Origin of the sequence: Sutcliffiella sp. NPDC057660 (genome assembly GCF_042800035.1) — a bacterium.
Lineage (GTDB): Bacteria > Bacillota > Bacilli > Bacillales > Bacillaceae_I > Sutcliffiella_A.
Genome location: NZ_JBHVHV010000002.1, coordinates 223,205 through 247,108 on the forward strand (window position 1 = coordinate 223,205; position 23,904 = coordinate 247,108).

At 41.9% G+C, this 23,904-nt stretch carries 26 protein-coding genes and 1 riboswitch; of the genes, 8 read left to right on the top strand and 18 right to left on the bottom strand.

Annotated features, from left to right (window positions below):
• Positions 1-17: 17 nt before the first annotated feature.
• The 4 genes from ACFVAD_RS02825 to ACFVAD_RS02840 all read right to left on the bottom strand — a co-directional run bounded on the left by ACFVAD_RS02825 (position 18) and on the right by ACFVAD_RS02840 (position 4,055).
• Complete coding sequence (locus ACFVAD_RS02825) at positions 18-626, bottom strand: superoxide dismutase (protein WP_386635875.1); 609 nt, start codon at positions 624-626, stop codon at positions 18-20.
• A gap of 130 nt (positions 627-756) precedes the next feature.
• Positions 757-1,716 carry a 6-phosphofructokinase gene (gene pfkA, locus ACFVAD_RS02830; protein WP_386635877.1) on the bottom strand — a complete coding sequence of 320 codons (960 nt, stop codon included), beginning with the start codon at positions 1,714-1,716 and terminating at the stop codon, positions 757-759.
• Positions 1,717-1,857: 141 nt separating this feature from the next.
• Complete coding sequence (locus ACFVAD_RS02835) at positions 1,858-2,337, bottom strand: DUF456 domain-containing protein (protein ID WP_386635879.1); 480 nt, start codon at positions 2,335-2,337, stop codon at positions 1,858-1,860.
• Positions 2,338-2,414: 77 nt separating this feature from the next.
• Positions 2,415-4,055: a Na/Pi cotransporter family protein gene (locus ACFVAD_RS02840; RefSeq protein WP_386635881.1), complete on the bottom strand. Its 1,641-nt coding sequence runs from the start codon at positions 4,053-4,055 to the stop codon at positions 2,415-2,417.
• 237 nt (positions 4,056-4,292) lie between these two features.
• Between ACFVAD_RS02840 and ACFVAD_RS02845 the strand changes: the two genes are divergently transcribed.
• The 3 genes from ACFVAD_RS02845 to ispG all read left to right on the top strand — a co-directional run bounded on the left by ACFVAD_RS02845 (position 4,293) and on the right by ispG (position 6,799).
• Complete coding sequence (locus tag ACFVAD_RS02845; RefSeq protein WP_386635883.1) at positions 4,293-5,069, top strand: DUF1189 domain-containing protein; 777 nt, start codon at positions 4,293-4,295, stop codon at positions 5,067-5,069.
• A 112-nt stretch (positions 5,070-5,181) separates the two neighbouring features.
• Complete coding sequence (locus ACFVAD_RS02850) at positions 5,182-5,526, top strand: hypothetical protein (RefSeq protein ID WP_386635885.1); 345 nt, start codon at positions 5,182-5,184, stop codon at positions 5,524-5,526.
• 175 nt (positions 5,527-5,701) lie between these two features.
• Entirely contained in the window at positions 5,702-6,799 is a 1,098-nt protein-coding gene (gene ispG, locus ACFVAD_RS02855) for a flavodoxin-dependent (E)-4-hydroxy-3-methylbut-2-enyl-diphosphate synthase (RefSeq protein WP_386636043.1), read from the top strand.
• A 32-nt stretch (positions 6,800-6,831) separates the two neighbouring features.
• Here the strand turns inward: ispG and ACFVAD_RS02860 are convergent, their stop codons facing one another.
• Positions 6,832-7,245 (bottom strand): hypothetical protein, encoded by a 414-nt coding sequence (locus ACFVAD_RS02860; RefSeq protein ID WP_386635887.1) that lies wholly within the window; start codon positions 7,243-7,245, stop codon positions 6,832-6,834.
• Between the two features lie 611 nt (positions 7,246-7,856).
• Between ACFVAD_RS02860 and ACFVAD_RS02865 the strand changes: the two genes are divergently transcribed.
• Both ACFVAD_RS02865 and ACFVAD_RS02870 read left to right on the top strand, forming a co-directional pair.
• A complete protein-coding gene (locus ACFVAD_RS02865; protein ID WP_386635889.1) occupies positions 7,857-8,438 on the top strand; it encodes a 5' nucleotidase, NT5C type in 582 nt (193 codons plus the stop codon).
• Positions 8,439-8,510: 72 nt separating this feature from the next.
• Positions 8,511-8,603: riboswitch (cyclic di-GMP riboswitch) on the top strand.
• 55 nt (positions 8,604-8,658) lie between these two features.
• The gene (locus tag ACFVAD_RS02870; RefSeq protein WP_386635891.1) at positions 8,659-8,781 is read left to right on the top strand and encodes a hypothetical protein; all 123 of its coding nucleotides are present in this window, start codon (positions 8,659-8,661) and stop codon (positions 8,779-8,781) included.
• A gap of 66 nt (positions 8,782-8,847) precedes the next feature.
• On the opposite strand, the gene ACFVAD_RS02875 is transcribed toward ACFVAD_RS02870, so the two are convergent.
• The 5 genes from ACFVAD_RS02875 to ACFVAD_RS02895 form a co-directional block, all read right to left on the bottom strand.
• Positions 8,848-9,012 carry a YwzD family small protein gene (locus ACFVAD_RS02875; protein WP_386635893.1) on the bottom strand — a complete coding sequence of 55 codons (165 nt, stop codon included), beginning with the start codon at positions 9,010-9,012 and terminating at the stop codon, positions 8,848-8,850.
• Between the two features lie 511 nt (positions 9,013-9,523).
• Entirely contained in the window at positions 9,524-9,934 is a 411-nt protein-coding gene (gene zur / locus ACFVAD_RS02880) for a zinc uptake transcriptional repressor Zur (RefSeq protein WP_386635895.1), read from the bottom strand.
• The gene (locus ACFVAD_RS02885; RefSeq protein ID WP_386635897.1) at positions 9,935-10,771 is read right to left on the bottom strand and encodes a metal ABC transporter permease; all 837 of its coding nucleotides are present in this window, start codon (positions 10,769-10,771) and stop codon (positions 9,935-9,937) included.
• Entirely contained in the window at positions 10,771-11,541 is a 771-nt protein-coding gene (locus ACFVAD_RS02890) for a metal ABC transporter ATP-binding protein (protein WP_386636045.1), read from the bottom strand. Before ACFVAD_RS02890 ends, ACFVAD_RS02885 begins: the two co-directional genes overlap by 1 nt.
• 155 nt (positions 11,542-11,696) lie before the next feature.
• Positions 11,697-13,103: an ATP-binding protein gene (locus tag ACFVAD_RS02895; RefSeq protein ID WP_386635899.1), complete on the bottom strand. Its 1,407-nt coding sequence runs from the start codon at positions 13,101-13,103 to the stop codon at positions 11,697-11,699.
• A 152-nt stretch (positions 13,104-13,255) separates the two neighbouring features.
• Here ACFVAD_RS02895 and ACFVAD_RS02900 point away from each other — a divergent pair, with 152 nt between their 5' ends.
• Complete coding sequence (locus ACFVAD_RS02900) at positions 13,256-13,510, top strand: DUF2624 domain-containing protein (protein WP_386635901.1); 255 nt, start codon at positions 13,256-13,258, stop codon at positions 13,508-13,510.
• Positions 13,511-13,553: 43 nt separating this feature from the next.
• Here ACFVAD_RS02900 and ACFVAD_RS02905 read toward each other — a convergent pair whose 3' ends face one another.
• Positions 13,554-14,456, bottom strand: a complete 903-nt coding sequence (locus tag ACFVAD_RS02905) for a deoxyribonuclease IV (RefSeq protein ID WP_386635903.1) — start codon at positions 14,454-14,456, stop codon at positions 13,554-13,556.
• Between the two features lie 76 nt (positions 14,457-14,532).
• Complete coding sequence (locus tag ACFVAD_RS02910) at positions 14,533-15,840, bottom strand: DEAD/DEAH box helicase (RefSeq protein ID WP_386635905.1); 1,308 nt, start codon at positions 15,838-15,840, stop codon at positions 14,533-14,535.
• 316 nt (positions 15,841-16,156) lie between these two features.
• Here ACFVAD_RS02910 and vrrA point away from each other — a divergent pair, with 316 nt between their 5' ends.
• Positions 16,157-16,909 carry a VrrA/YqfQ family protein gene (gene vrrA, locus ACFVAD_RS02915; protein ID WP_386635907.1) on the top strand — a complete coding sequence of 251 codons (753 nt, stop codon included), beginning with the start codon at positions 16,157-16,159 and terminating at the stop codon, positions 16,907-16,909.
• A gap of 240 nt (positions 16,910-17,149) precedes the next feature.
• A complete protein-coding gene (locus tag ACFVAD_RS02920) occupies positions 17,150-18,097 on the top strand; it encodes a 4-hydroxy-3-methylbut-2-enyl diphosphate reductase (protein WP_386635909.1) in 948 nt (315 codons plus the stop codon).
• Between the two features lie 91 nt (positions 18,098-18,188).
• Here ACFVAD_RS02920 and ACFVAD_RS02925 read toward each other — a convergent pair whose 3' ends face one another.
• The 6 genes from ACFVAD_RS02925 to rpoD form a co-directional block, all read right to left on the bottom strand.
• On the bottom strand, positions 18,189-19,307 hold the full coding sequence (locus tag ACFVAD_RS02925; RefSeq protein WP_386635911.1) for a Nif3-like dinuclear metal center hexameric protein: 1,119 nt from the start codon (positions 19,305-19,307) through the stop codon (positions 18,189-18,191).
• Positions 19,294-20,013 carry a tRNA (adenine(22)-N(1))-methyltransferase gene (locus tag ACFVAD_RS02930; protein ID WP_386635913.1) on the bottom strand — a complete coding sequence of 240 codons (720 nt, stop codon included), beginning with the start codon at positions 20,011-20,013 and terminating at the stop codon, positions 19,294-19,296. The genes ACFVAD_RS02925 and ACFVAD_RS02930 overlap by 14 nt, the downstream gene beginning before the upstream one ends.
• A gap of 114 nt (positions 20,014-20,127) precedes the next feature.
• The gene (cccA, locus tag ACFVAD_RS02935) at positions 20,128-20,526 is read right to left on the bottom strand and encodes a cytochrome c550 (protein WP_386635915.1); all 399 of its coding nucleotides are present in this window, start codon (positions 20,524-20,526) and stop codon (positions 20,128-20,130) included.
• 258 nt (positions 20,527-20,784) lie between these two features.
• On the bottom strand, positions 20,785-21,924 hold the full coding sequence (locus ACFVAD_RS02940; protein WP_386636047.1) for an acyl-CoA dehydrogenase family protein: 1,140 nt from the start codon (positions 21,922-21,924) through the stop codon (positions 20,785-20,787).
• 169 nt (positions 21,925-22,093) lie between these two features.
• The gene (locus ACFVAD_RS02945) at positions 22,094-22,624 is read right to left on the bottom strand and encodes a hypothetical protein (RefSeq protein ID WP_386635917.1); all 531 of its coding nucleotides are present in this window, start codon (positions 22,622-22,624) and stop codon (positions 22,094-22,096) included.
• A 115-nt stretch (positions 22,625-22,739) separates the two neighbouring features.
• On the bottom strand, positions 22,740-23,864 hold the full coding sequence (gene rpoD / locus ACFVAD_RS02950; RefSeq protein ID WP_204415861.1) for an RNA polymerase sigma factor RpoD: 1,125 nt from the start codon (positions 23,862-23,864) through the stop codon (positions 22,740-22,742).
• Positions 23,865-23,904: the final 40 nt, after the last annotated feature.

Below are 23,904 nucleotides of genomic sequence, written 5' to 3' on the forward strand. Positions count from 1 at the left end.
GAGTCATCAAACAATAATTATTTCGCTTCGTTATAAAGCTTTCCAACAACATCCCAGTTGATTACATTGTAGAAAGAAGAAATGTAATCCGGACGGCGGTTTTGGTAGTTCAGGTAGTAAGCATGCTCCCAAACGTCAAGACCTAGAATCGGAGTTTTGCCTTCCATTAATGGAGAGTCCTGGTTTGGTGTGCTTGTCACTTCAAGCTCACCGTTGTTTACTACTAACCAAGCCCAGCCAGAGCCGAAACGAGTTGTAGCAGCTTTAGTGAACTCTTCTTTGAAGTTTTCAACGCTACCGAATTTGCTAGTGATGGCATCTGCCAATTCACCAGTTGGAGAAGTTGAGCCGCCTGGAGTCAGGATGTTCCAGAAAAGGCTATGGTTCGCGTGTCCACCACCGTGGTTGCGAACTGCAGTTTGGATTTCTGCAGGAACAGCTTCCATGTTGGAGATCAGCTCTTCCACACTTTTGCCTTGAAGTTCTGCTTTGCCTTCAAGAGCTGCGTTAATACCAGTTACATAAGTATTGTGGTGCTTTGTGTGGTGAATATTCATCGTTTCTTTGTCGATATGAGGCTCCAATGCGTCATAAGCATAAGGTAATTGTGGTAATTCGTATGCCATAATTATCTCCTCCTAATTTGTTATGTAGATATAAATCAGGGTTGGCTCTCCATCCCATGATTCATTATTTTCAGATTACCAAAACTTGTAGAATCTTTCAATTAATCTGCCTTAAACTTGTCACATTTATTTAAATCGATAGTTCCTGTGAGAGTCGATACATGCTCTCATCTATATTATGGGGCAAGGAAAAGACCTCATCAAAGGAATAATCAACGATACGATTTTGTTCCATACCGACTGCGCGTCCACCTTTACCTTCTATCAGCAATTCAACGGCACGTCCTCCAAGTCTGCTCGCGAGCACGCGGTCAAATGCCGTCGGAGTACCGCCTCGCTGAATGTGACCCAATACAGATACGCGTGTTTCAAGGTTTGTTTCCCTTTCAATAAGCTTCGCGAAGTCCATTCCATTGCTTACACCTTCTGCCAGGACGATAATGGTATGCTTTTTGCCGCGCTTTTGTCCGCTTTTGATTCGACCTACGACGTCTTCGAGTTTGAAATCTATTTCCGGAATAATGATTGTTTCCGCTCCTCCGGCCAAGCCCGCCCATAATGCAATATCACCGGCATGGCGTCCCATTACTTCGATAATAAAGGTACGTTCATGCGATGTGGCTGTATCCCTTATTTTATCAATCGCATCAATGACAGTGTGCAAGGCAGTATTAAATCCGATCGTATAATCAGTACCCGCAATATCATTGTCGATGGTTCCTGGCAGTCCGATACATGGGAAGCCGTGTTCAGTCAGTTTCTCTGCACCACGATAGGAACCATCTCCGCCAATGACAACCAGTCCCTCCACACCATGCTTGTTGAGCTGTTCTATTCCTCTAATCTGACCTTCAACCGTTTTGAATTCCTCGCTTCTTGCCGTATAGAGGATGGTCCCGCCACGGTGTATGATATCCCCCACCGACCCGAGCTCCAGCTTCTTGAAATTGCCGCCCATCAGACCAGCATACCCCTGATATATTCCATACACATTTAAATTGTGATAGATTGCTTTCCGCACTACAGCACGGACCGCCGCGTTCATACCAGGTGAATCCCCGCCGCTCGTCAATACCCCGATCGTTTTCATTGTCTTCACTCCCTATAGTTGAACCTATCTTTCCATAACACAAAAGCTTGCTGGTTAAACAAAGATTAGTATATCCATATTAAACCATTCCATGATGGTAAAATGCCAATGTTAAGGTAGCAGAGTGAAATCCAATTTATTTTAAATAAAGAAAAGGAAACAAAGGATCATCACCATTTGGATCAATCCTTTGGCAAGAACACTGCTGAAAAGTCCTACAACAGAACCGAAGCCTATTTTAACCGCGGCCTTCCATTCCTTTTTGTTGAATAGCAGTTCCCCAAGTATTGCCCCCAAAAAAGGGCCGAGAATAATGCCCGCAACCGGTATGACAAATGGGCCAGCCAAAAGACCGATTGTACTTCCCCAAATAGATGCTTTGCTTCCGCCGAACTTTTTGACTCCAAGCAGGTTTGCAAAATAATCGGCAACAAATAGAAGTACAACAAACAAAGAAGTAATGATCCAAAACCAGACATTCAGCTCTTCAAAGGAAAAGAACACCCCATATAATAGAAAGCCTCCTACAATGAATAGCACACTTGGGATGATCGGGTAGATCAATCCTACAAATGAGACTACAAACAGTGCAATAATGATGATCCAATAGACGATATCCATATTCATCCTCCATTCTGATAAAATGCAAGAAAAGCCGGACCCCCTAGAGAGTCCGGCATTTTCTAAGTTACTTTCTATTATAGCGTTTCGTGGTCCTCACCTAAAACTGCTTCTGCAATATTTACGGCATGATCTCCGATTCGCTCTAAGTTGCTCACGATATCCACAAAGACAATACCAGCTTGACCTGTGCACGCACCCTCATTCATACGTAAAATATGCTTTTTACGCAAAGTACGTTCCATTTTATCGATTTGATCTTCCTTCAGTCTTACTTCGTTTGCTAAATCTTTATTATTTGAATTTAGAGCTTCGATTGCTTCTTTTACTGTTGTAACTGTTAAGGCAAACATTTCTTCCAAGTCCGTATCTGCAGATTCAGTCAATTCCACTTTGTTGGCAATCTGGAAATCAACCAGTTCCACGATGTTTTCGAAATGATCTCCGATACGTTCGATATCTCTTACTGTATCCATTAATACGGAATGTTCTTCAGATTCGTTATCGGATAGGGAGCTGGAAGAAAGCTTGACAAGATAATCGGTAATCTTGCGGTCAAGATTATTAATAGCATCCTCGAGTTGGTACGCCTGCTCCGAGTGCCTTGTAGTTCCTGTTTTAAGGTAGTTCTGAGTCTCTTCCAATCCAGCTATAGCAAAACCGCCCATCCGGACAACTTCCTCTTTAGCTTGTCCCAGCGCCAGGGATGGAGACTGTTCAATAAAAATAGGATCCAGGTGCTTCGGTTTATATTCCACTACGCTGTCTTCACCAGGAATAATCTTGGTTACAATCAGCGCCAGCAATCCGATGAATGGAAACTGGATAATTACGTTGGCCACGTTAAATGTACCGTGAGCAAATGCGATCGTCATTTCCGGATTCAGATTCAGTGACTGCTGGAACAAAATGATCAGTTTTTCGAATGGAGTTAATAGTATAAGAACAATTGTAGTACCAATTAAATTGAATAGTACATGGGATAGCGCTGCTCTTCTCGCTGCTACAGATGCACCTATGGCAGCTAATACAGCAGTAATGGTTGTTCCAATGTTGTCACCGAATAGTACGGGTAAAGCGGCATCCAATTTGATAGCTCCTTGCCCAAACAGTTCCTGAAGAATACCAATGGTCGCACTTGAGCTTTGAACCAAAACAGTAAACACTGTTCCAACCACAACACCTAAAATTGGGCTATCACTCATGGATACAGTCAAATCAACAAATGCTTGAAGCTCTCTTAATGGCTTCAACCCGTCACCCATTATGTCCAATCCATAGAATAAGGCACCAAACCCGAATACTATCTGCCCCAAATAATGGAGCTTCTGATTTTTAAAGAAAAATAACAGAATTGCACCAACTGCAATAATAGGAAGGGCATATTCCGAAATTTTAATACCGATGATAAAGGCAGTAACTGTTGTTCCGACATTTGCTCCCATGATGACTCCGATTGCTTGTCTCAGGGTCATAAAGCCTGCACTAACAAGACCCACTGTCAAAGCGGTTGTACCAGAACTTGATTGAATCAGAACTGTGACAATAATACCCGCAAGGACCCCCATGAAAGGGTTGGTTGTAAATCGGTCCAAGATATCTCTCAGCTTGTCTCCGGCTGACTTCTGCAAGCCGTCACCCATATATTTAATACCAAAAAGGAAGATACCAAGACCACCAATAAATTCAAATATCATTTTCTGAACATCCAAATCCAATACTTTCAACCCCTTAATTTATGTACTTATTATCGACAAAAATCAACAAAACCAAGTACAATTATTAACCTAATGTAGAGGGAATGTAAATAGAAAACTTGATAAATTTACATTATCTTTACAAACCGACGCTTGAAATTAACAAAGGATTCTGATACTTCAATAAAATATTGTATACATACCCAAATTAAGGTAACATTAGGATGAAAAATCAATATCACTAAAGGACTGATTCAGTTGAATATTTTCAAGCAATTCATCAAAAGCCTATACTCACCAAAAACGATCGCAAGCTTTCGTTTTCAAGGTATCGGAAAGACAATTCTTTTTGTATTTTTCCTTGTACTCCTTACTTCTATTCCCAAGTTTGTCAATATTGGAACCGATGTAACAAATTTTTATAATAGCGCACAAGAAATATTCGAATCTGATGTTCCCGATTTCTACATAGAAGAGGACAGATTCCACGCTGATGTGCAGGAGCCATTTGTTATGGAAGAAAGCGGAATGACCATCATTTTCGATCCTGAAAATGAACTTTCCTTAAGTGAGATTAAATCATATGAGGAAGTACTTGCTTTCCAACAGAATGAAGCACTTCTTGTATACCAGGGCACAGTCGAATATATTCCCTTCTCGGATTTTCAAGGTGCATATATAGGTAAGAAAGAGGTTGTCGCCTTTTTGGATTCTATGGAAGGAACGCTTCCTGTCTGGATAACCCTCATCATCATTGCAAGCTATGTTTTCTTCAGTGCCACTAAATTTATTCAAGTGACCATACTAGGTCTAATCGGTCTGGTTTTAAAGAATGCGCTTAAACGTACGAACCTGAATTTCCGTCATACATGGATCATGTCCGCTTACGCCGTCACGATACCAAGCGTGTTTTTTGCCATCATGGAAGCTCTCGCCATCCCAGTCCCTGGCGCAGTGTGGCTGAACTTTGGAATTGCGGTATTTGTTCTCTTCCTGGTAATCAAAGAAGTGAAAATCAGAAAAATACAGGAATAACTTTTTTTAACCGCTGGAAATTGTCCAGCGGTTTTTTTGTTCTGTTTTGTCATACCCTCCGGAGACAAGCATATAGTGAACTAACTATATTGCTTTTAGGAGGAACATTCCCATGATTCGACTATTCATTGCAGCCCTTATCTGTGTCACTATCTTCAGCATCTATTATGACTTATCCAAAGGCACCATCCCCATTTCCAATGAACAGCAGGCAACTCAGGTCATGACCTCCCCTTCCTTGACAGAGGAACCGGAAACGGAAGCAGATCACGATGCAACTTACATAGAAGTGGAAATAAAAGCCGGTGATACCGTTCTTACTGTTGCTGAGCGAATCGCCAATAAGCCCATTCCTGTCTCCATCACCCAGCTGGTGGAGGACTTCCAGGTTCTGAATGAAGGAATGGAGCCTGAGAAGATCCAAGTGGGCAAAACATATAAGTTTCCCCTATACTGAAGCTATTAAACACAACACCTGTCATTTCCACTTGTAATAGGTGAAAGCAATTGTTAAAATATGTTGGGAGTTAGTGGATAATACTAGCTTTTTTCCTGGATTAAAGGTAATCTGATGAAGATAGATGTTTTGATCTTAGATCATTCCTAAAAGGAGCGATTCACTCGTGAATGAAATGATACATCGTACTAAAACCCGTCCTGTAAAGGTTGGCAACATTACTATCGGCGGAAGCAATGAACTATTTATCCAAAGTATGACTACAACAAAAACTCATGATGTCGAGGCGACAGTTGCTGAAATCAAGCGCCTGGAAGAAGCCGGCTGTCAGGTAGTCCGGGTAGCAGTTCCTGATGAGCGTGCTGCCAACGCCATTGCGGACATCAAGAGACAAATTAATATACCATTAGTGGCAGACATCCACTTTGACTATAAGCTAGCGTTAAAAGCCATTGAAGGCGGTATAGACAAAATCCGTATCAATCCGGGGAATATTGGACGCCGTGAAAAAGTGGAAGCTGTAGTAAATGCAGCCAAAGCCAAGGGCATTCCGATCCGTATCGGAGTAAATGCAGGTTCCCTCGAGAAACGTATCATTGAAAAATACGGCTACCCTACTGCTGACGGTATGGTGGAAAGCGCACTTCACCACATCAAGATTCTCGAAGACCTGGATTTCCACGATATCATCGTATCCATGAAAGCATCTGATGTGAATCTTGCGATTGAAGCATACGAAAAAGCGGCAAAAGCATTCGACTACCCTCTTCACCTAGGCATCACTGAATCCGGAACATTGTTTGCCGGAACGGTGAAAAGTGCTGCTGGATTGGGAGCCATTCTGAGCAAAGGCATCGGAAACACACTACGTATTTCCCTTAGTGCCGATCCTGTGGAAGAAGTAAAGGTTGCCCGTGAATTGCTGAAATCATTCGGACTTTCCTCCAACGCTGCTACATTGATTTCCTGTCCAACTTGCGGACGTATCGAAATCGACCTGATCAGCATTGCCAATGAAGTGGAAGAATACATTTCCACAATCAAAGCACCAATCAAGGTTGCAGTTCTTGGATGTGCGGTAAATGGTCCAGGTGAAGCACGCGAAGCGGATATCGGAATTGCAGGGGCGCGCGGCGAAGGTCTTCTTTTCCGTAAAGGTGAAATCGTGCGTAAAGTTCCTGAAGCAACAATGGTCGAGGAACTTAAGAAAGAAATCGATAAAATTGCAGAAGAATATTTCGCAAACCAGGAAGCCGAAAAAGCAAAAGCTTGACACTGAAAAGTGCCAAGCTTTTTTTGTTAGGTTTAAAATAGTGGAAGTACAAACAACCCAACAACGATCGATACGATACCGATACCTATCGCCCATGCTCCTAACCCTGCAGCACCACGTTTGCGGGCAATGAAGCCCACAATGATACCAGCAGCACCCATGATGATCGGTAGGAAGAATAATGATAGTATAGAAAGAGCAAGCCCTAGAAACCCAAGGCCTCTGCCGCTCATTCCCATAACATCGCTTCGTTCCTCCTCAAAGACCTCTTCACTTTCCCTGCTTCTATCTGAGCGTAGTACAGGAGGAGCAACCGCAACCTCGGCCGCATTTTCTTCCAAATACAGCTGTTGCGATTTCCCTGCCGCTACGTGAGGATCTTGATAAGCCAATTCTGAATCAAAACGTTCTCGTGCTTCTTCGTTTTTCTCCATTTCATTTGCCATTCGTATCCCTCGCTTTCATAAGAAGTTAGGAGCATTACTTATTATGACCTCCGCCATCGAAAGAATAGATGTTAACTTTTTCCGAAGCAACCCGCCATTTCAATAGCGCAGGGCTAAAGATAAAGTGTCAACTTTAAACACCCTGTTGGTCTCCGTTCCAGGCCTTCGCTTATCCTAAGGCGGCCTCGGGAGCCTCCTCGGCGCTTTGCGCCTGCGGGGTCTCCCTTGACACGCTGCTCCCGCAGGAGTCTCACGCCTTGCACTACAACCAACAGGGGCGGCAGGTAATCCAAAACGTCTCCACAATATTTTCATTTCTCAACGTGTATTTCTTTTAAATGAGGGTCTTTGTAAAAAATGGTGTTGATTTCAGTATCTAGCTGTTGATTGGAGCAATAGGCGAAGACTCCTGCGGGAAGGAAACGTTTTGTGGAGACCCCACAGGCGAAAGCCGAGGAGGCTCACGTTAGTCCCGCGGAAAGCGCAGCCTAGTGCGGAAATCAACAGCGACGTTTCACAGAGCATTACTTTTAAAGGTGAATCTTAGTTCTTACTGTTTTTTGGACAAAATATGTTAAGATGTCTGTATGATGAAAAGCGGGAGGTACCTTATGAGAAAAAGACTTGGCATTGATATAGACGGGACATTGACCTGCCCTACGACCTTTGTTCCATTTATCAATAAAACCTTAAATAAAAATATTACCCTCGAGGATATGACACAATACGATTTGACACCTCTCATGGGATTGACGGAAGAAAGCTTCTGGAAATGGATGGACGAAATGGAGCCTGTCATCTATCAGGATGCCCCATTGGCGATTGGCGCAAAAGAGATTGTCCAAAAGTGGCAGGGGGAATTTGATTTATTTTTTATAAGTGCACGAAGAAGCCATCTATTCGAGATCACCAATAATTGGTTCGCCAAGCAAGAGATTGATTACGATCATTTGGAGCTTTTGGGCACCCATAATAAGATAAGCGCGGTCAAACAGCATAATATTGACCTCTTTTTTGAAGATAAACACGATAACGCAGTGGATATCAGCGAACAATGCCAAATCCCTGTCATTCTCTTTGATACACCCTATAACAGAAATCCGATTCCTGAAAATGTACATAGAGTGAGCAACTGGTTTGAAGCGGAGAAAATAGTAAAAAACCTCCTTCAAACTACCGCTTCCCTAAAATAAGACTTTATACCCATCTTTCGACAATTTTCTTTACAAATTGGATAACATTGTCGATAATTATGATGAAAAAGCCGTACGAAAAGGCAAAATCATTGAAAAGTGATGACGCAAAGCTATGGAGCTAAAGTTCTTTCATGAAAAGAGCCATGCTAGCCAGCTACCGAACACGCACACGAAACAACCTCCGTACGGGCTTAAACGTTAAAGGAGGAACATAATCATGCATAACGAAGAAACATGGTTCACACCTGAAAGAAAAGAAAAGGTATTATACGCTTCCCTTATTGCTTTTTCTATATTTGTTGGTGCTGGAATTACAGTTCTAGTGAACACAGCCATTTAATAATGAAAAAAAGCTGACTTATCTACGCACAAGTGCGTCTGATGAGTCAGCTTTTTTCAATTTCAATCAACCATGTTTTCTCATGGCTTTGATTAATTGATTTTTTATGCTATCAACCAAATCAATCGTATTGATTTCCTGATTTTTCGTGCCCATTTCTTTTGCTGTTTCCAAAATGACAACCAGGTCCTCCTTGTTTAAAGAGGCCTGCTCTACCTTCTCCCTAGACATTGCATACACCCTTATTTTTTCATATATGAGGCTATATTCGCAGAAATTGTTACAATAGACGAATACAATATTAACACGTAAACTTTTTCATCATCGTGCTCATTTCGGTGTATGAAGATAATAAATTTTTAATCATTGTGTAGTTTATCTCTGTAAAAAGCAACAAACCTTACGAAAAGAGCCTTTATGAAAAAGTTCGACTGCTTTCCCGTTTTTTCGAGGGCTAGTATTACATATAAGACTATAGTACCTTTATATGTTGGTTTTGGAGAAAAGGTGAAATCAAAATAGTCTGGGACAAAACTTATAAAAAGCTAGCAAAAGACGAACAATTTAAGTACCGGCTCTAAATACCGCTATTGATTTCCGTACAATCAACAGCTGGAGTAACCTAAAAACTAAACGCATATATGAACACAACATCAAAAAAACGAACCAATTTGATCAAAAAACTCAAATTGGTTCGTTTTTTACTTAGACTAAAACACTTTTGTCCCAGCGTCTTTAGTTTCTAGACACATTCAGGACATTTTCCATAGATCTCAAACTTATGCCCTGTTACATCGTAGCCGTTTAGATTTTCACCAAGATCTCTCATTGGACAGGTTTCGATCTCTTTTGTTTTTCCACAGTCCAGACAAATAAAATGGTGATGATGGTGATTTGTTGAACAGGTAAAGCGGAAATGTTTTTCACCGGACAGTTCCGTACTTTCCAAAATATCAAGTTCCACAAAGAGTGCAAGATTACGGTAGATTGTATCAAAGCTGAGGCCTGGATAGTTATCCTTCATGGCATCCAATACGTCCTTTGCAGTCAAATACTTATCCTCTGCTGCAAACAACTCCAGCATTTCCTGCCTTTTACCTGTATATTTGTACCCCTTATTTTTCATTAAGAGCAAGGCTTGTGAAACATTCATTTACTTTCCTCTCCTTACTTTATTCCAAAGAATTGTAATAATGAGAATCAAGACAGAAATAATGACGATCGTTCCACCAGGAGCAAGGTCCAGGTAAAAAGATGTGGCAAGACCACCTATCACCGCAATTTCCCCAAATAGCACCGACAAAAAAATGGTCTGCTTAAACCCGCGGCTCAGACGCATACTTGCTGCAACTGGCAATGTCATAAGAGATGAAACAAGCAGTATCCCTACAATGCGCATGCTTGCGGCAATAACCAGTGCTACCATGATGATGAAAATCAAATGAAACATTCTGGCATTCACACCTGAAACCTTCGCATGCTCCTCATCGAAGGATAAGACGAAAAATTCTTTATAAAAAAGGATAATGGTTGCAACAACCGCAATCGCTATAACAAAAATGGTCCAAAAGTCCACACTTGTTACTGCACTGACACTACCGAACAGAAAATTGAACAAGTCGGTGTTAAAGCCATCCGCAAGTGAGATGAAAATGACTCCGAGTCCAATCCCGGACGAAAGAATGATAGGTATGGCAAGCTCCTGATAATGCTTATACACACCTCGCAGCTTCTCAATAAAGAGAGCTCCAGTGACGGAAAACGCCATCCCAAAATAAATCGGGCTTAACCCGGTGAAAAGACCAAACCTCTTTTCCACCAGCAGGCTCGCCGCTATCCCTGCTAGCGTCACATGGCTAAGGGCGTCCGCTATCAGGGACAATCTCCTTACTACAACAAAGACACCCAATAACGGCGCTAAAAACCCAATCAATAATCCTGTATAAACCGCATTTCTTAAAAATTCGAATTGCATGAGTGCTGAAATCATTACAAATGCCCTCCATCATGATGGTGATGACTAAGTACATGGACGTCATGACCATAAAACTGAGATAAGTCATGGGAACATAATTTTTCAAAATCATCTGTTAAGCCATGGAAGTGCAGTGTTTTATTCAGGCATGCCACATGTGTAACTTTTTCTGTTATAGTCCCGATATCATGCGTTACCATCACCAAGGTGATTCCCAAATCTTTGTTAAGCTTTTCAAGCATCTGATAGAAATTATGGACATTTTTTGCATCTACGCCTACAGTCGGCTCATCCAATATAAGCAGCTTCGGTTCACTTACGAGGGCTCTGGCGATAAAGATACGCTGCTGCTGGCCGCCTGAAAGATCGCCGATATTTCTATGGGCAAATTCCTCCATACCTACGGCTCTGATTGCATCCAACACTTTCCGGCTATGCTCCTTATTGAAGAAACGAAGCAAACCCACTTTTGAAACGAGACCTGTAGATACCACTTCAAAAACAGTCGCAGGAAAACCTGAATTAAAGCTATTAGCCTTTTGTGAAACAAACCCTATTTTATTCCATTCTCTAAATTTCCGGATGTCCTTGCCAAAAAGCTGAACGGCTCCTTGCTGAGGTTTCAATAAGCCAAGGATACATTTAAGCAGCGTGGATTTTCCGGAACCATTCGGGCCCACCAATCCAAGGAATGCCCCTTGTGGTATCGTAAGATGGATATCCTCCAACACATTCTGCTGTTCATATTTGAAGGAAAGTCCTTTTATTTCTAACACGTTTTCGATAGGTTTCATCTATTTCACACCTTATAAGATAAGAATCATTACGATTTTTCAACAATAGATTAGTATACAGGAGACAAGTAGAAAAGTAAATCTTTTGAACCTGCTACTTTTATTATCCTCCACCCTTTTCAAAGCTAAACAAAAAAGCCTGTAAATCAGGCTTTTTTATGCAGGGGCAGACGATAGCAAAAAGTGGACCCTTCTCCCAGCTTACTATCGATAAAAAGCTCCCCATCGTGATCTTCAATTATTTTTTTGCAAAGTGGAATTCCAAGACCGTTCCCTTTTTCCTTGGTTGTAAAGAATGGCTTTCCAATCCGGTCAAGCACATCCTCAGCCATGCCTTTCCCATTATCCATGACGGTTATTTCATAAAACATATCCATTTTTTTTGCACGCAATAGGAAGAACTTGCTTTTCTGGTTATCCGGATACGCTTCAATCGCATTTCTAAGAAAGTTGAGCATAACCTGCTTGATCATCGCTTCATTCACTACTACCTGGTCTTCCACTTCGTCTATTTCAAAATCAAAATCGATATTATGAAGCAGACATTCAGATTGAAAAATGTAAACAAGTGAACGGAAAATCTGTTGAGGCTGAATCGGCTGTTTTTTAACTTTTTTTCGGGAAACCGACAGGAAATCTTCTATAATGGAGTTCATCCGATTGATTTCGGCCATGATGGTATCATAGTATTTGCTCCAATTGTTCGTAATCTGTGATAACTGAATAAACCCTTTGATTACGGAAAGCGGGTTTCTCAATTCATGTGCCATCCCTGCGGAGATCTGTGAAACCGACTCCATCTGCTGCTTATAAATCAGTAGATTTTCGAATTTTTGCTGGTAAGAGCGGTCATGGATGATAAAAAACACTTTCTCTGTCTGTTCAAAGTAGACACCTTGAATCTGAAAAAGCATTTCATCATCATAACAGATCCTTTCCTTGAAGACCTTATTGAGATAAACTTCTTCGTGGATTTCCATTAGTTTCTGCTTCAAAAAGCTAGGGGTATGAATGCTTGAGAAATCGGCATTTCGGTATGTATCCTCTTCCACATCAAGCTCCAGAACGGTCAGGCAGCGCTTGTTGATATATTCAATGGTAGCCTGCTTGGTAAGAACCAATATGGCTACATCCAGAGAATTTGTAGTGAATTCATTCAATTTAAGTGATTGCTCGATGGAGCCATAATGCAATGGGAGGATGCTCATCACATCATTGCTTTCAATGACAGTCCCAGACAAATAAATGCGGTTCTCCACAAATTTTCCATTGTACACCACTTCTATGTATTTCCCATCTATTCGGTGAAAAAGAATCTTTTTTCGCATTTCCCCATTAGCCATCACCAGTTCTTGAATGTATGTAAAAACTTTATCCCTGTAGCTGCTCGGAAAAGTTATGAAAAACGATCTATCCTCATCCATCAACGAGAAAAATGAGGCAGCATGCTCATTCCACTCCTCAATTGAACCGTTTACATTCAAAATCAAACGCAAATCAGAGCTTAATGCACGAAAAATATCTTGTTCCTTCTGATCTATGATAAAAGACAAGGCGACTCCCCCTTGTTACCTTTAAATATCGTTAAAAATGAATTATTGTTTATCTTTTTTTAATTATACAATAATTTCCTAACTATTGTCATATTATTTCGTAAAGGTAGCACTTTTGTTTATTTTACATAGGCTATCACGGGAGGGATTCTATGAATATTTACCAGCAGATTGTAAACAAGAAGCTGCACAACATTTCACCTGAAGAACTGATGAACTACAGCGCTCAGTACAATATTTCATTGACAACCGATCAGGCAAAGAAGATTTCCGCTCTTTTACAATCAAAAAAAGTGAATGTCTTCAACACATCGGAACGTATCCAGCTGATGAAGGAAGTTGCAAAGATCACCGGCCATGAAACAGCAAAAAAAGTGAATCAATTGTTTATGGAGTTTACAAAATAGCAAAAAGGAGCAAGGGTGTGAATCCCCTGCTCCTTTTCTGCTTTTAGTCATTCAATATTTTCGTCAATATATCTTCCTCGAACACCTTGTTTCTCAGCATTGCAATCTCGTGCTTGTATGGCGGTTTTCTGTCTTTTTTATCTTCTCCGACATAAGGCGTCTCCAGTATTTTCGGGATGGCGGAAAGCTGGTCGTGATGCACGATATAATTCAAAGCATCAAACCCGATGTTCCCAAATCCGATATTCTCATGACGGTCCTTCGCTGCCCCGCGTACATTCTTACTGTCATTGATATGAAGCACCTTGATTCTATCCAGCCCTACTATGTCATCAAACTGCTTCAATACGCCATCAAAGTCATTGACAATATCGTAGCCTGCATCATGAACATGGCAAGTATCAAAGCAGACGGAAATCTTTTCGTTGAGATGGACACCATCGATGATAGCCGCAATTTCTTCAAATGTTCTTCCACACTCCGAACCTTTTCCAGCCATTGTTTCCAGTGCTATTTGAACATTTTGTTCTTTTGTAAGAGCTTCATTGAGTCCCCTTATTATCTGGGAAATACCAATTTCTGCTCCCGCACCAACATGAGCGCCAGGGTGAAGCACAATCTGCTTCGCTCCGATCGCTTCTGTTCTTCTGATTTCTTCCGCTAAAAAGTTCACTCCAAGCTCGAATGTTTCCGGCTTTTCGGAATTTCCAATATTGATGATATATGGGGCATGAACAATGATGTCCTTGATCCCATGGTCCTTCATATGCTGAAGACCTGCTTCAATATTAAGATCTTCTATTTTTTTTCTTCTTGTATTCTGGGGAGCACCCGTATAGACCATAAATACATTCGCCCCATAAGAAGCAGCCTCTTCGCTTGCAGCAAGCAGCATTTTCTTCCCGCTCATCGAAACATGAGAACCGATTAAAAGATTATTTTCCACTACAACATCACCTCTTTAAAAAATCCATCTTTATTTTACCATAATGTTGTCGGGAAAGGTCATATTAGAGCTTGCCTTATCTTTTCTTTAAACGACGTTGTCTTTTCTTGAATTGCTCCACTTCGTACTTATGTTTCTTTTTGTAGCCCGGTTTTACTTTTTCGGACTTTTTAACCGCTGTTTTCGCAGCCACATCTATCTCATTGATTTTCTTTTGACGGTTTTGACGCTTATTACGCGCACCGATTTCTACAAGCTCGCCGCCTTTAAGATCCATCTGTGTAAATGTAATTCCAAGCTTCTCGATTTGAGCCAATGCATTTTCATCCGTCGGTTCATAAAATGTAATTGCTTTTCCGGAATATTCGGCACGGCCAGTACGTCCAACTCGATGTACATAGAAATCCAGATCTGTAGGAATTTCAAAATTGATAACATGACTGACACCATCAATATCGATACCTCTTGCAGCCAAATCTGTAGCAACCACATATTGGTAGTCCAGTTCAGTGATTTGCTTCATCATTTTCTTACGTTCACGTGGATTCAGGTCACCATGGATTCTTCCTACCTTCAAGCCTTGCTCAAGGAGGGAATCCGCCACTTCATCGGCTTTTTTCTTAGTATTCGTAAACACAATTGCCAGGAAAGGATTCATTTGAACAAGTACATCATGCAAAAGAGTCATTTTATTTTTTGATTTAACCGGAATAAGCATGTGATTAATTTTCGTTGCAGTAACTTGTTTCGGTGCTACATGTGTATATTTTGGATTTTCCATATACTTGCGCAGGAACGGTTTTAACTTTTCAGGAATCGTTGCAGAAAATACTAAAATCTGAAGATCCTTTGGCATGGCAGAAGCGATTTTATCTATATCTTCAATAAAGCCCATTTCCAGCATCAAATCCGCTTCATCGACAACGATTGTTTTAGCTGTATAAACCTGTAGTGCTTTTTCACTCATCAGATCCTTGATACGACCTGGAGTCCCCACTACGATTTGAGGCTGCTGCTTCAAGCGGTCGATTGTACGCTGTTTGTCCGTACCGCCTATATAGCAGCGAGCGGTAATTTCTTCATCCGGTGCACAAAACTTTGTCATTTTTAAAACTTCCTGGTAGATCTGGTTGGCTAATTCCCTTGTCGGTGCAGTGATGACAGCTTGCACCTCTTGAACTGATGGGTCAATTTTGCTTAAGATCGGAATCAAATAAGCATGCGTTTTACCAGTACCTGTTTGTGATTGGCCGATTGCGCTTTCTCCATTCAATAAGGATGGAATCATTCTTTCCTGGACCTCAGTCGGTTTTTGAAAACGAAGTTCTTTCACCGCTTCCAATATAAACGGTTTCACTTTGAATTTCTCAAATTGTGTATTCATCTATCTTCCTCCAGCACTTCTAATTTAAAATCATGATTATCTATGTTAATGTTCCATAATTTTCAAAGAGATCATTTTTTGAAGTTTGTCTCATTTTTTACCCAAACTACTATTATAAATGACTTTCTCCGTTTTGGCTACATTACGGTTGTGCCCATTCTTATGGGACGATAAACATTTCAAGTACCAACGGCATAAATTATAAAAGAATAAGCATTTGTCTATACGTAAGAGGTTAATGTCTTTCTATTTTCCCCATTAATCACGCTGATGTATCAAACACACAAGAATTTTTAAGAAAGAAAGGAGGATTACCATGTTTTTTGGACCAAACCGACCGATGCCACCCAATAACGCTTCACCTTTTCAATTCGGAGGTGGTATGCAGCCCTTTGGGCAGATCCAGCCACCAAATATGTCAAATATGCCTAATCCAATGATGATGAGAAACCCATCTCCTTTTATGGGGGGGATGGGAGGAGCTTCCAGGGGACCATTATTTGGTGGTAATTTAGGAGGATCTGGTTTTAGTGGACTTGGATTTGGTGGTTCCGGATTTGGCGGACCTGGATTTGGAGGCGCGAACATGGGCGGTTCCGGCGGAGGGGGCTTGCTTGCCAAGCTTTTTGGCCGAGGAGGAGCAAGGAGCATTGGCGGAATGGGCGGACTGGGTCAACTTGCCAACACTGGTGGTGGCTTAGGTCAGTTAGCTAACAGCGGTGTTCTTCAGCAGCTCGCCAATCCAGGCAACCTGACCGGGATGTTAGGAAACGTTCAAAAGGCCTTGAAGATGGCGGAATCCGTCATGCCGATGGTTCAGCAATATGGGCCTCTAGTTCGAAATGTTCCTGCCATGATCAAACTATATAGCGAATTAAAAAATGTCGAAGTGGATGATGAGGATGAAACAGCCTCTGCAGAGACAACAGATGAAAGCACGGAATCTGATAGCAAAAAAAGTGCGGCTGCCTCATCAAAACCGCGTAGAAAGAAAAAGACAGAAACAGATGCGAAGGAAGTAAAAGAGGCAAAACCTAAAGGGCAACCCGGACCAAAGCTTTATGTTTAGCACTGCCCTTATCTTCCTTTTGTACTATCCCTCCCATTTATATTATAATAAGAGAATAGTAGCGAGAGAGTGTGTATCGTATATCACTCTCTTTATGCTCTTTTCAGTGTATTATATAGTTTACTTATTATATAAAATGAAGTTTATCTCGGTAAAAAATCCAAAAGCCGATTTTTTACAGTCATAAGCACAAAATTTTATGAAAAGAGCCCTATTGATTTATAAGGAGGGTAACATAGTATGGAGATTATTAAGATTGCCCCACGTGGCTATTGCTACGGCGTAGTGGATGCTATGGTTATTGCAAGAAATGCAGCTTTAGACAAAACGTTACCACGTCCAATCTACATTCTTGGTATGATTGTTCATAATAAACATGTTACAGATGCATTTGAAGAAGAAGGAATCATTACACTTGATGGTGCGAACCGAAAAGAGATTCTGGACAAGATTGATCATGGAACCGTCATTTTTACAGCTCATGGTGTTTCCCCGGAAGTGAAAAAGCTTGCCAGGGAAAAAGGCCTGACCACCATCGATGCAACATGTCCGGATGTTACCCGTACACATGACTTGATTCGTGCAAAGGAAGCGGAAGGCTATGATGTCATCTACATCGGTAAAAAAGGCCATCCAGAGCCGGAAGGAGCTGTCGGTGTCGCACCGGACATCGTCCATCTGGTTGAAAACGAAGCCGATGTAGCTGGACTAGACATCCATAATGAAAAAATCATTGTAACGAACCAGACGACAATGAGCCAATGGGACGTTGCTGACATCATGGTAAAGGTGCAGGAAAAATATCCGCATGTGGAACAGCACAAAGAGATATGCCTGGCTACTCAGGTTAGACAGGAGGCAGTTGCCGAGCAGGCTGGAGAAGCGGATGTAACGATTGTGGTCGGTGATCCAAAAAGCAACAACTCCAATCGCCTTGCGCAGGTTTCCCATGAGATAGCCGGCACTCCTGCATACCGTATTTCAGATATCAGCGAATTGAAGGTCCAGTGGCTGATGGATGCGAAAAAAGTGGCTGTGACTGCTGGAGCGTCCACACCAACGCCTATTACAAAAGAAGTCATCACGTTTATCGAAAATTTCGATCCGACGAATGAAGCAACATGGAATACGACGAAAAATGTTCCTTTGCAGAAGATATTGCCTAAGGTTAAGAAAAAGACGGTTTAAATAAGATTGCTGCCGGGATTGGTTCCGGTAGCTTTTTTTGTTTATCAAAAAACAGCCCAACAAGTGTCAGGCTGCCAGTTAACAATCACAATCACATGAACGTAAAAGGATCTGTATTCGATTCCGAGACCACTACTTCCAGCTCCCATTTACAATCAGAAGCGGCAGCCACAAGCTTATCAGCTGTCCCTTTTTTCATAATCTTCTCTGCATAGTGACCGGGATCTACTACATTCAAGCCGATTGCCATCGCATCATGGGCAGTATGAAAATAAAGATCTCCCGTTACATATACATCAGCTCCTGCAAACTTGGCATGGTTGATGTACTTGTTCCCATCGCCACCCACTACAGCGACTTTCTTTACCATAACGTCCGAACCGCCCACTACACGGACATTTTCCACATCAAGCGTACGCTTCACATGCTGTGCAAATTCAGTCAGAGTCATCGGCTCTGCCAGCTTTCCTACTCTTCCTAACCCGAGCGTTTCCCCTTCGTTTTTCAAAGCAAAAATATCATAGGCGACCTCTTCATATGGATGCGCCTTCTTCATCGCATTCAACACTTTTTTCTCGAGTGATACAGGATAGATGGTTTCCACTTTCACTTCCTCGACCTTTTCAAGCGCTCCCTGCTTTCCGATAAAAGGATCTGTTCCTTCCATCGGGAGGAAACGACCTTCCCCTACCGAACTGAAGGAGCAGTGGCTGTAATTGCCGATATGACCAGCTCCGGCTTCCCCCAACGCTGCACGCAAATCTTCTGCATGAGAAACAGGGACAAAAACACTAAGCTTCCGCAACTCCTCCGTCAAGGTTGGCACAAGTACCTTTGAATCAACCAAGCCAATTGCATCAGCGAGCATATCATTTACCCCACCGACTGCAATATCCAGATTCGTATGGGCCACGTATACACTAATATCATGCTTGATACATTTGGTCACAATCCGTCCTGCTGCATTTCCATCCGTTACATGAGGCAACGCACGGAAAATTGGCGGATGGTGTGCGATGATTAGATCTATTTCTTTCGCAATCGCTTCATCAACTACGCTGTCCAAAACATCTAAGGTAATCATCACTTTTTTCACAGGCTTATTCAATGTTCCGATCTGCAAGCCTATCTTATCACCTTCCATCGCATAGCGCTTTGGTGAGAATTGCTCAAACCATTGAATGATTTCATGGCCGTTAGCTGTTTTCAATGCCAAGTTCCTCCTCTACCAGCTTGATCTTCGCTTTCAATTCGGCTTTCTTCTTTTCGTTCGCATCTGTAACAGGAGCTTCTTCAAGCTGACTAACGATTTTCGTCCAGTGCTCTCTTTCGTTCGTCCACTTTCGAACAAAAATGTCATTCTTCTCATTGCTAAGAAATGGTCCCATCAACAGTCCAGCTTCTTTATTATTCAAGTATGGCTTTTCGCTATCGCCACGGTCCGCTACTAGGATCTCATAGATACGTCCTTCATCATCCAGGATCTTTTCCGCAGTGAGCTCCCACCCATTGGACAACAGCCATTCTCTTACCTTCTTTGAACCGATATTCGGCTGAAGGATCAACCTTTGAACACCTGCAAGCTTTTCCTTCCCCTTCTCGAGAATGGTCTGGATAAGCGTACCGCCCATTCCTGCAATCGTAATGCAAGTCACTTCATTCGGGGAAATGACCTCAAGTCCATCCCCTTTTCGCACATCAATTACATGGGAAAGCTCCGTTCTTCTTACCTGGTCCAATGCAGATTGATAGGGACCTTCCACCACTTCCCCAGCAACCGCCCGTTCAATCATCCCTTGCAGATAGGCATAGCACGGGAGGTAGGCATGGTCGGATCCGATGTCTGCCAATATGCTGTTTTTGGGGATATAGGAAGTGACCGCCTCCAGCCGCTTCGATAGTTTTAATTCATTCATCAAAGATCACCACAATTATTATGTATTTTGTTGCAGATACGCTAAGTATAAAAAAAAATCCTTCACAAATGCAAAGGACCTTTTATTTGAAAACATGTTGTAAAGAGTGAAGGATTAATGGCCTCCGCCGTCTTCTTTCGCTTCGCCTTCAGCGCCTTCTTTACCGTAGTTTGCCAACCATTCGGATAAGACTTCTGCTTCCTGTGCGTTAGCTTGGCCAGCTGGCATCGCACCTTGACCATTAATGATAATATTCTTGATTTCTTCTTGATCTAATCTTTCGCCTACATCAACAAGAGCCGGTGCACCTGCTCCCCCTGCAAGGTCATTACCATGACAGCCAATACAAGATTTTGATGCATAGATCTCTTCAGCAGACATATCCGCTGTCGCACCATCTTCACCGTTAGCAATTTTCTCGGCTTGATCTAAACCAATAAAAGAGAATAAGAACATCAATCCCAGTCCTAAAACTGCAATAAATGCAAAAGGAATAAGTGGATTACGATTCATAATTTTCAAACCTCCTTATGTACATGTACGAATGTCGAAACTTATACAAGCACTATCTATTTTACTTTATATTTTACTATAGGAAAAGACCAAAATGCCAACTTCTGTTTTAAATTCACAGTTTAGACAAAAACCTTCATCAGGGATGAAGCAAAAACCTTCATCCAGGATGAAGGTTTCAGGCTGTTGGCAATATATTTAGTTTTCTCTAAAGCACATTCGATATTCTACCTTTTAAAAAGTTTTTCACAAAAATATTTAGCAGCCTAAATGTCTGGCAATTACCATTCTTTGAACTTCCGAGGTTCCTTCGCCAATTTCGAGGAGCTTGCCATCCCTCATGAACCTCTCGACATGATATTCTTTCATATAGCCATATCCGCCGTGCAGCTGGACAGCCTGGTCTGCAATTTCCATACAAACCTCTGAGGCATACAATTTACACATGGAAGCTTCTTTAGAAAAAGGTCTTCCCTGATCTTTCAGCCATGCCGCTTTATAAACCATCGTTCTTGCAAGCTCAAGCTTCATTGCCATGTCTGCAAGCTTGAATTGGTTAACCTGGAAGCTTGATAAGGATCTGCCGAACTGTTTCCGTTCTTTTGAATAAGCGAGCGCTCGCTCAAAAGCGGCCTGAGCTATCCCTACAGCCATTGCACCAATTCCGATGCGTCCACCATCCAGCGTGATCAGGAACTGCCTGAAACCCTCTCCACGCTTCCCAAGCAGGTTCTCTTGCGGAACACGCACGTCTTCAAGGACCAACTCAGTCGTATTGGAAGCATTCAGCCCCATTTTTTCATAATTATCTATAATCTGGAAACCTGGTGCATCCGTTGGGACAATCACAGCAGATATTTCTTTTTCATTGCCATCTCTGCCTGTAATGGCAGTAAGCGCCAAATGCTTTGCATACGATGCATTGGTAATGAAGCATTTATTTCCATTGATGATATAGTCATTTCCATCTTCCACTGCTGTCGTCTGGGTTCCTCCAGCATCAGAGCCTGCGTTCGGTTCTGTCAATCCGAAAGCTCCCAAGGACTCACCTGTGCAGATAGGAACAAGGTATTGGCGTTTCTGTTCTTCCGTCCCAAATAGGTTGATCGGTGCCCCTCCGAGTGAAACGTGGGCGGAGTAGGTAATCCCAGTGGAGCCGCATGCACGGCTGAGTTCCTCTACCACGATGGCAAAACTTACTGTATCTGCTCCAGCTCCCTCGTATTCTTCTGGAAACGGCAGACCCATCATTCCAAGATCAGACAGTTGGCGAAAAACTTCAACCGGAAATTTTTTGTCGCGATCCCTTTGAAGTGCCCCAGGTGCTACCACTTCATCAGAAAACTCCCTAATCGTTTTTCTTATCATTGCTTGTTCGGATGTTAAATCGAAATTCATCATTTTCCCCCCTTGATGTTTAGCAAAAAACCTTTTCCCGTGAACACTGCCTATCAAAAGGAAAAGAAATTTCCATCTACACTTTACATATTGAATACGCTTTCAAATGTATTATAATAGAAAGGAGGGAATATTCTCAACTTTTTAAAATAACAAAATTATATGTAAATTACTTTAATATAATAACTCCCAAGATTAAAAGACCAGTGATAATGGCAGCGACATTCAAGTAGTACCAATTCTTGAGGAAACCGATCACAAACCATCCAACACCTTGAGCACCTACTGCAACTAGCATCTGTGTGGGATGGTAGCCGATCGCTTCCACCAATTTCAAGGATAGGAGAAGCAAGAGCAAAGCGGAGGTAACTATTGGAATATGTATAAAGAAATGTTCTTTCCGAAAAACATAATAGCCAAATAACGATAGCAGAATAAAAAATATTATCGGGAGCATTTGCAAATCAATTGACAATTCAGTAAAATAAATGACAAGAAATGTTATTGGAACGAACAACGGAATAAGGATTGCAAGAAATAAATGAAAAAGATTCTTTTTTGGAACTTTTGCTTGTTTATTGCTCCCCTCTCCCTCGGTATATAGCGCTAGCAGATAGTCACAATAGTGTTCCGGAAGCAAGCGGCTTTCCTTCCAATACTTTATCTCGTGAATGATGGTATCTTTTCTTTGTCTATTCAAAATAAATAACACTCCTCTTGCAGGTGCAGATAACTGAAAATTAAAAATAAATAAAAGAAAAAAAAAGAAATAGTTCACCTTATAAATAAAAGCGAACTATTTCGGGGATTAAATTCTATTCGAGGAAATCCTTTAAGCGTTTGCTGCGGCTTGGGTGTCTCAGCTTTCTAAGTGCTTTCGCTTCAATTTGTCGGATACGCTCTCTTGTAACACCGAATACTTTCCCAACTTCTTCGAGTGTGCGTGTACGTCCGTCATCAAGCCCGAAGCGGAGTCGTAGCACATTCTCTTCACGGTCTGTCAATGTATCCAGTACGTCCTCAAGCTGCTCTTTCAGCAACTCATAGGCAGCATGATCGGATGGGGATGTAGCATCCTGGTCTTCGATGAAATCGCCAAGATGTGAGTCATCCTCTTCACCTATTGGTGTTTCCAAGGAAACTGGCTCTTGTGCAATTTTAAGGATTTCACGTACTTTATCCGGTGTAAGGTCCATATCCTCTGCAATTTCTTCCGGACTTGGTTCACGTCCAAGATCCTGAAGAAGCTGTCTTTGAACACGGATCAACTTGTTGATGGTTTCCACCATGTGTACCGGGATACGGATGGTCCTAGCCTGGTCTGCAATGGCACGGGTGATTGCTTGACGTATCCACCATGTGGCATATGTAGAAAACTTGAACCCTTTTCTGTAATCAAACTTTTCTACCGCTTTAATCAGACCCATGTTACCTTCCTGGATCAAGTCAAGAAACAGCATTCCTCGTCCTACATAACGCTTTGCAATACTAACTACAAGACGCAGGTTCGCTTCAGCAAGACGACGTTTTGCTTCCTCGTCTCCTTCTTCGATCCGGTTTGCCAGGCTGATTTCTTCTTCAGCAGACAACAGGTCCACTCGCCCGATTTCCTTTAAATACATACGGACAGGGTCATTTATTTTCACACCGGGTGGTACAGTCAGGTCATTAAGGTCGAATTCCTCTTCCTTTGCAAGCTGTTGAGTGTTTGGATCATCATCCGATTCCGCTTCCCCGATAATTTCGACCCCTTGCTCCCCAAGGAACTCATAGTACTCATCCATCTGGTCGGACTCCATCTCGAAGCCGGACATTTTTTCAGCTATCTCTTCATAAGTCAGGACTCCACGTTTCTTCCCAACTTCTGTTAGTTGCTCTTTTACTTGATCGATGGTCAATTCTGTTTCCATCTCTTTTGATTGCGCTGATTTTTCAGCCATCAACAGTCCCCTCCTTCCAACATTGAACGCGATAAAGAGG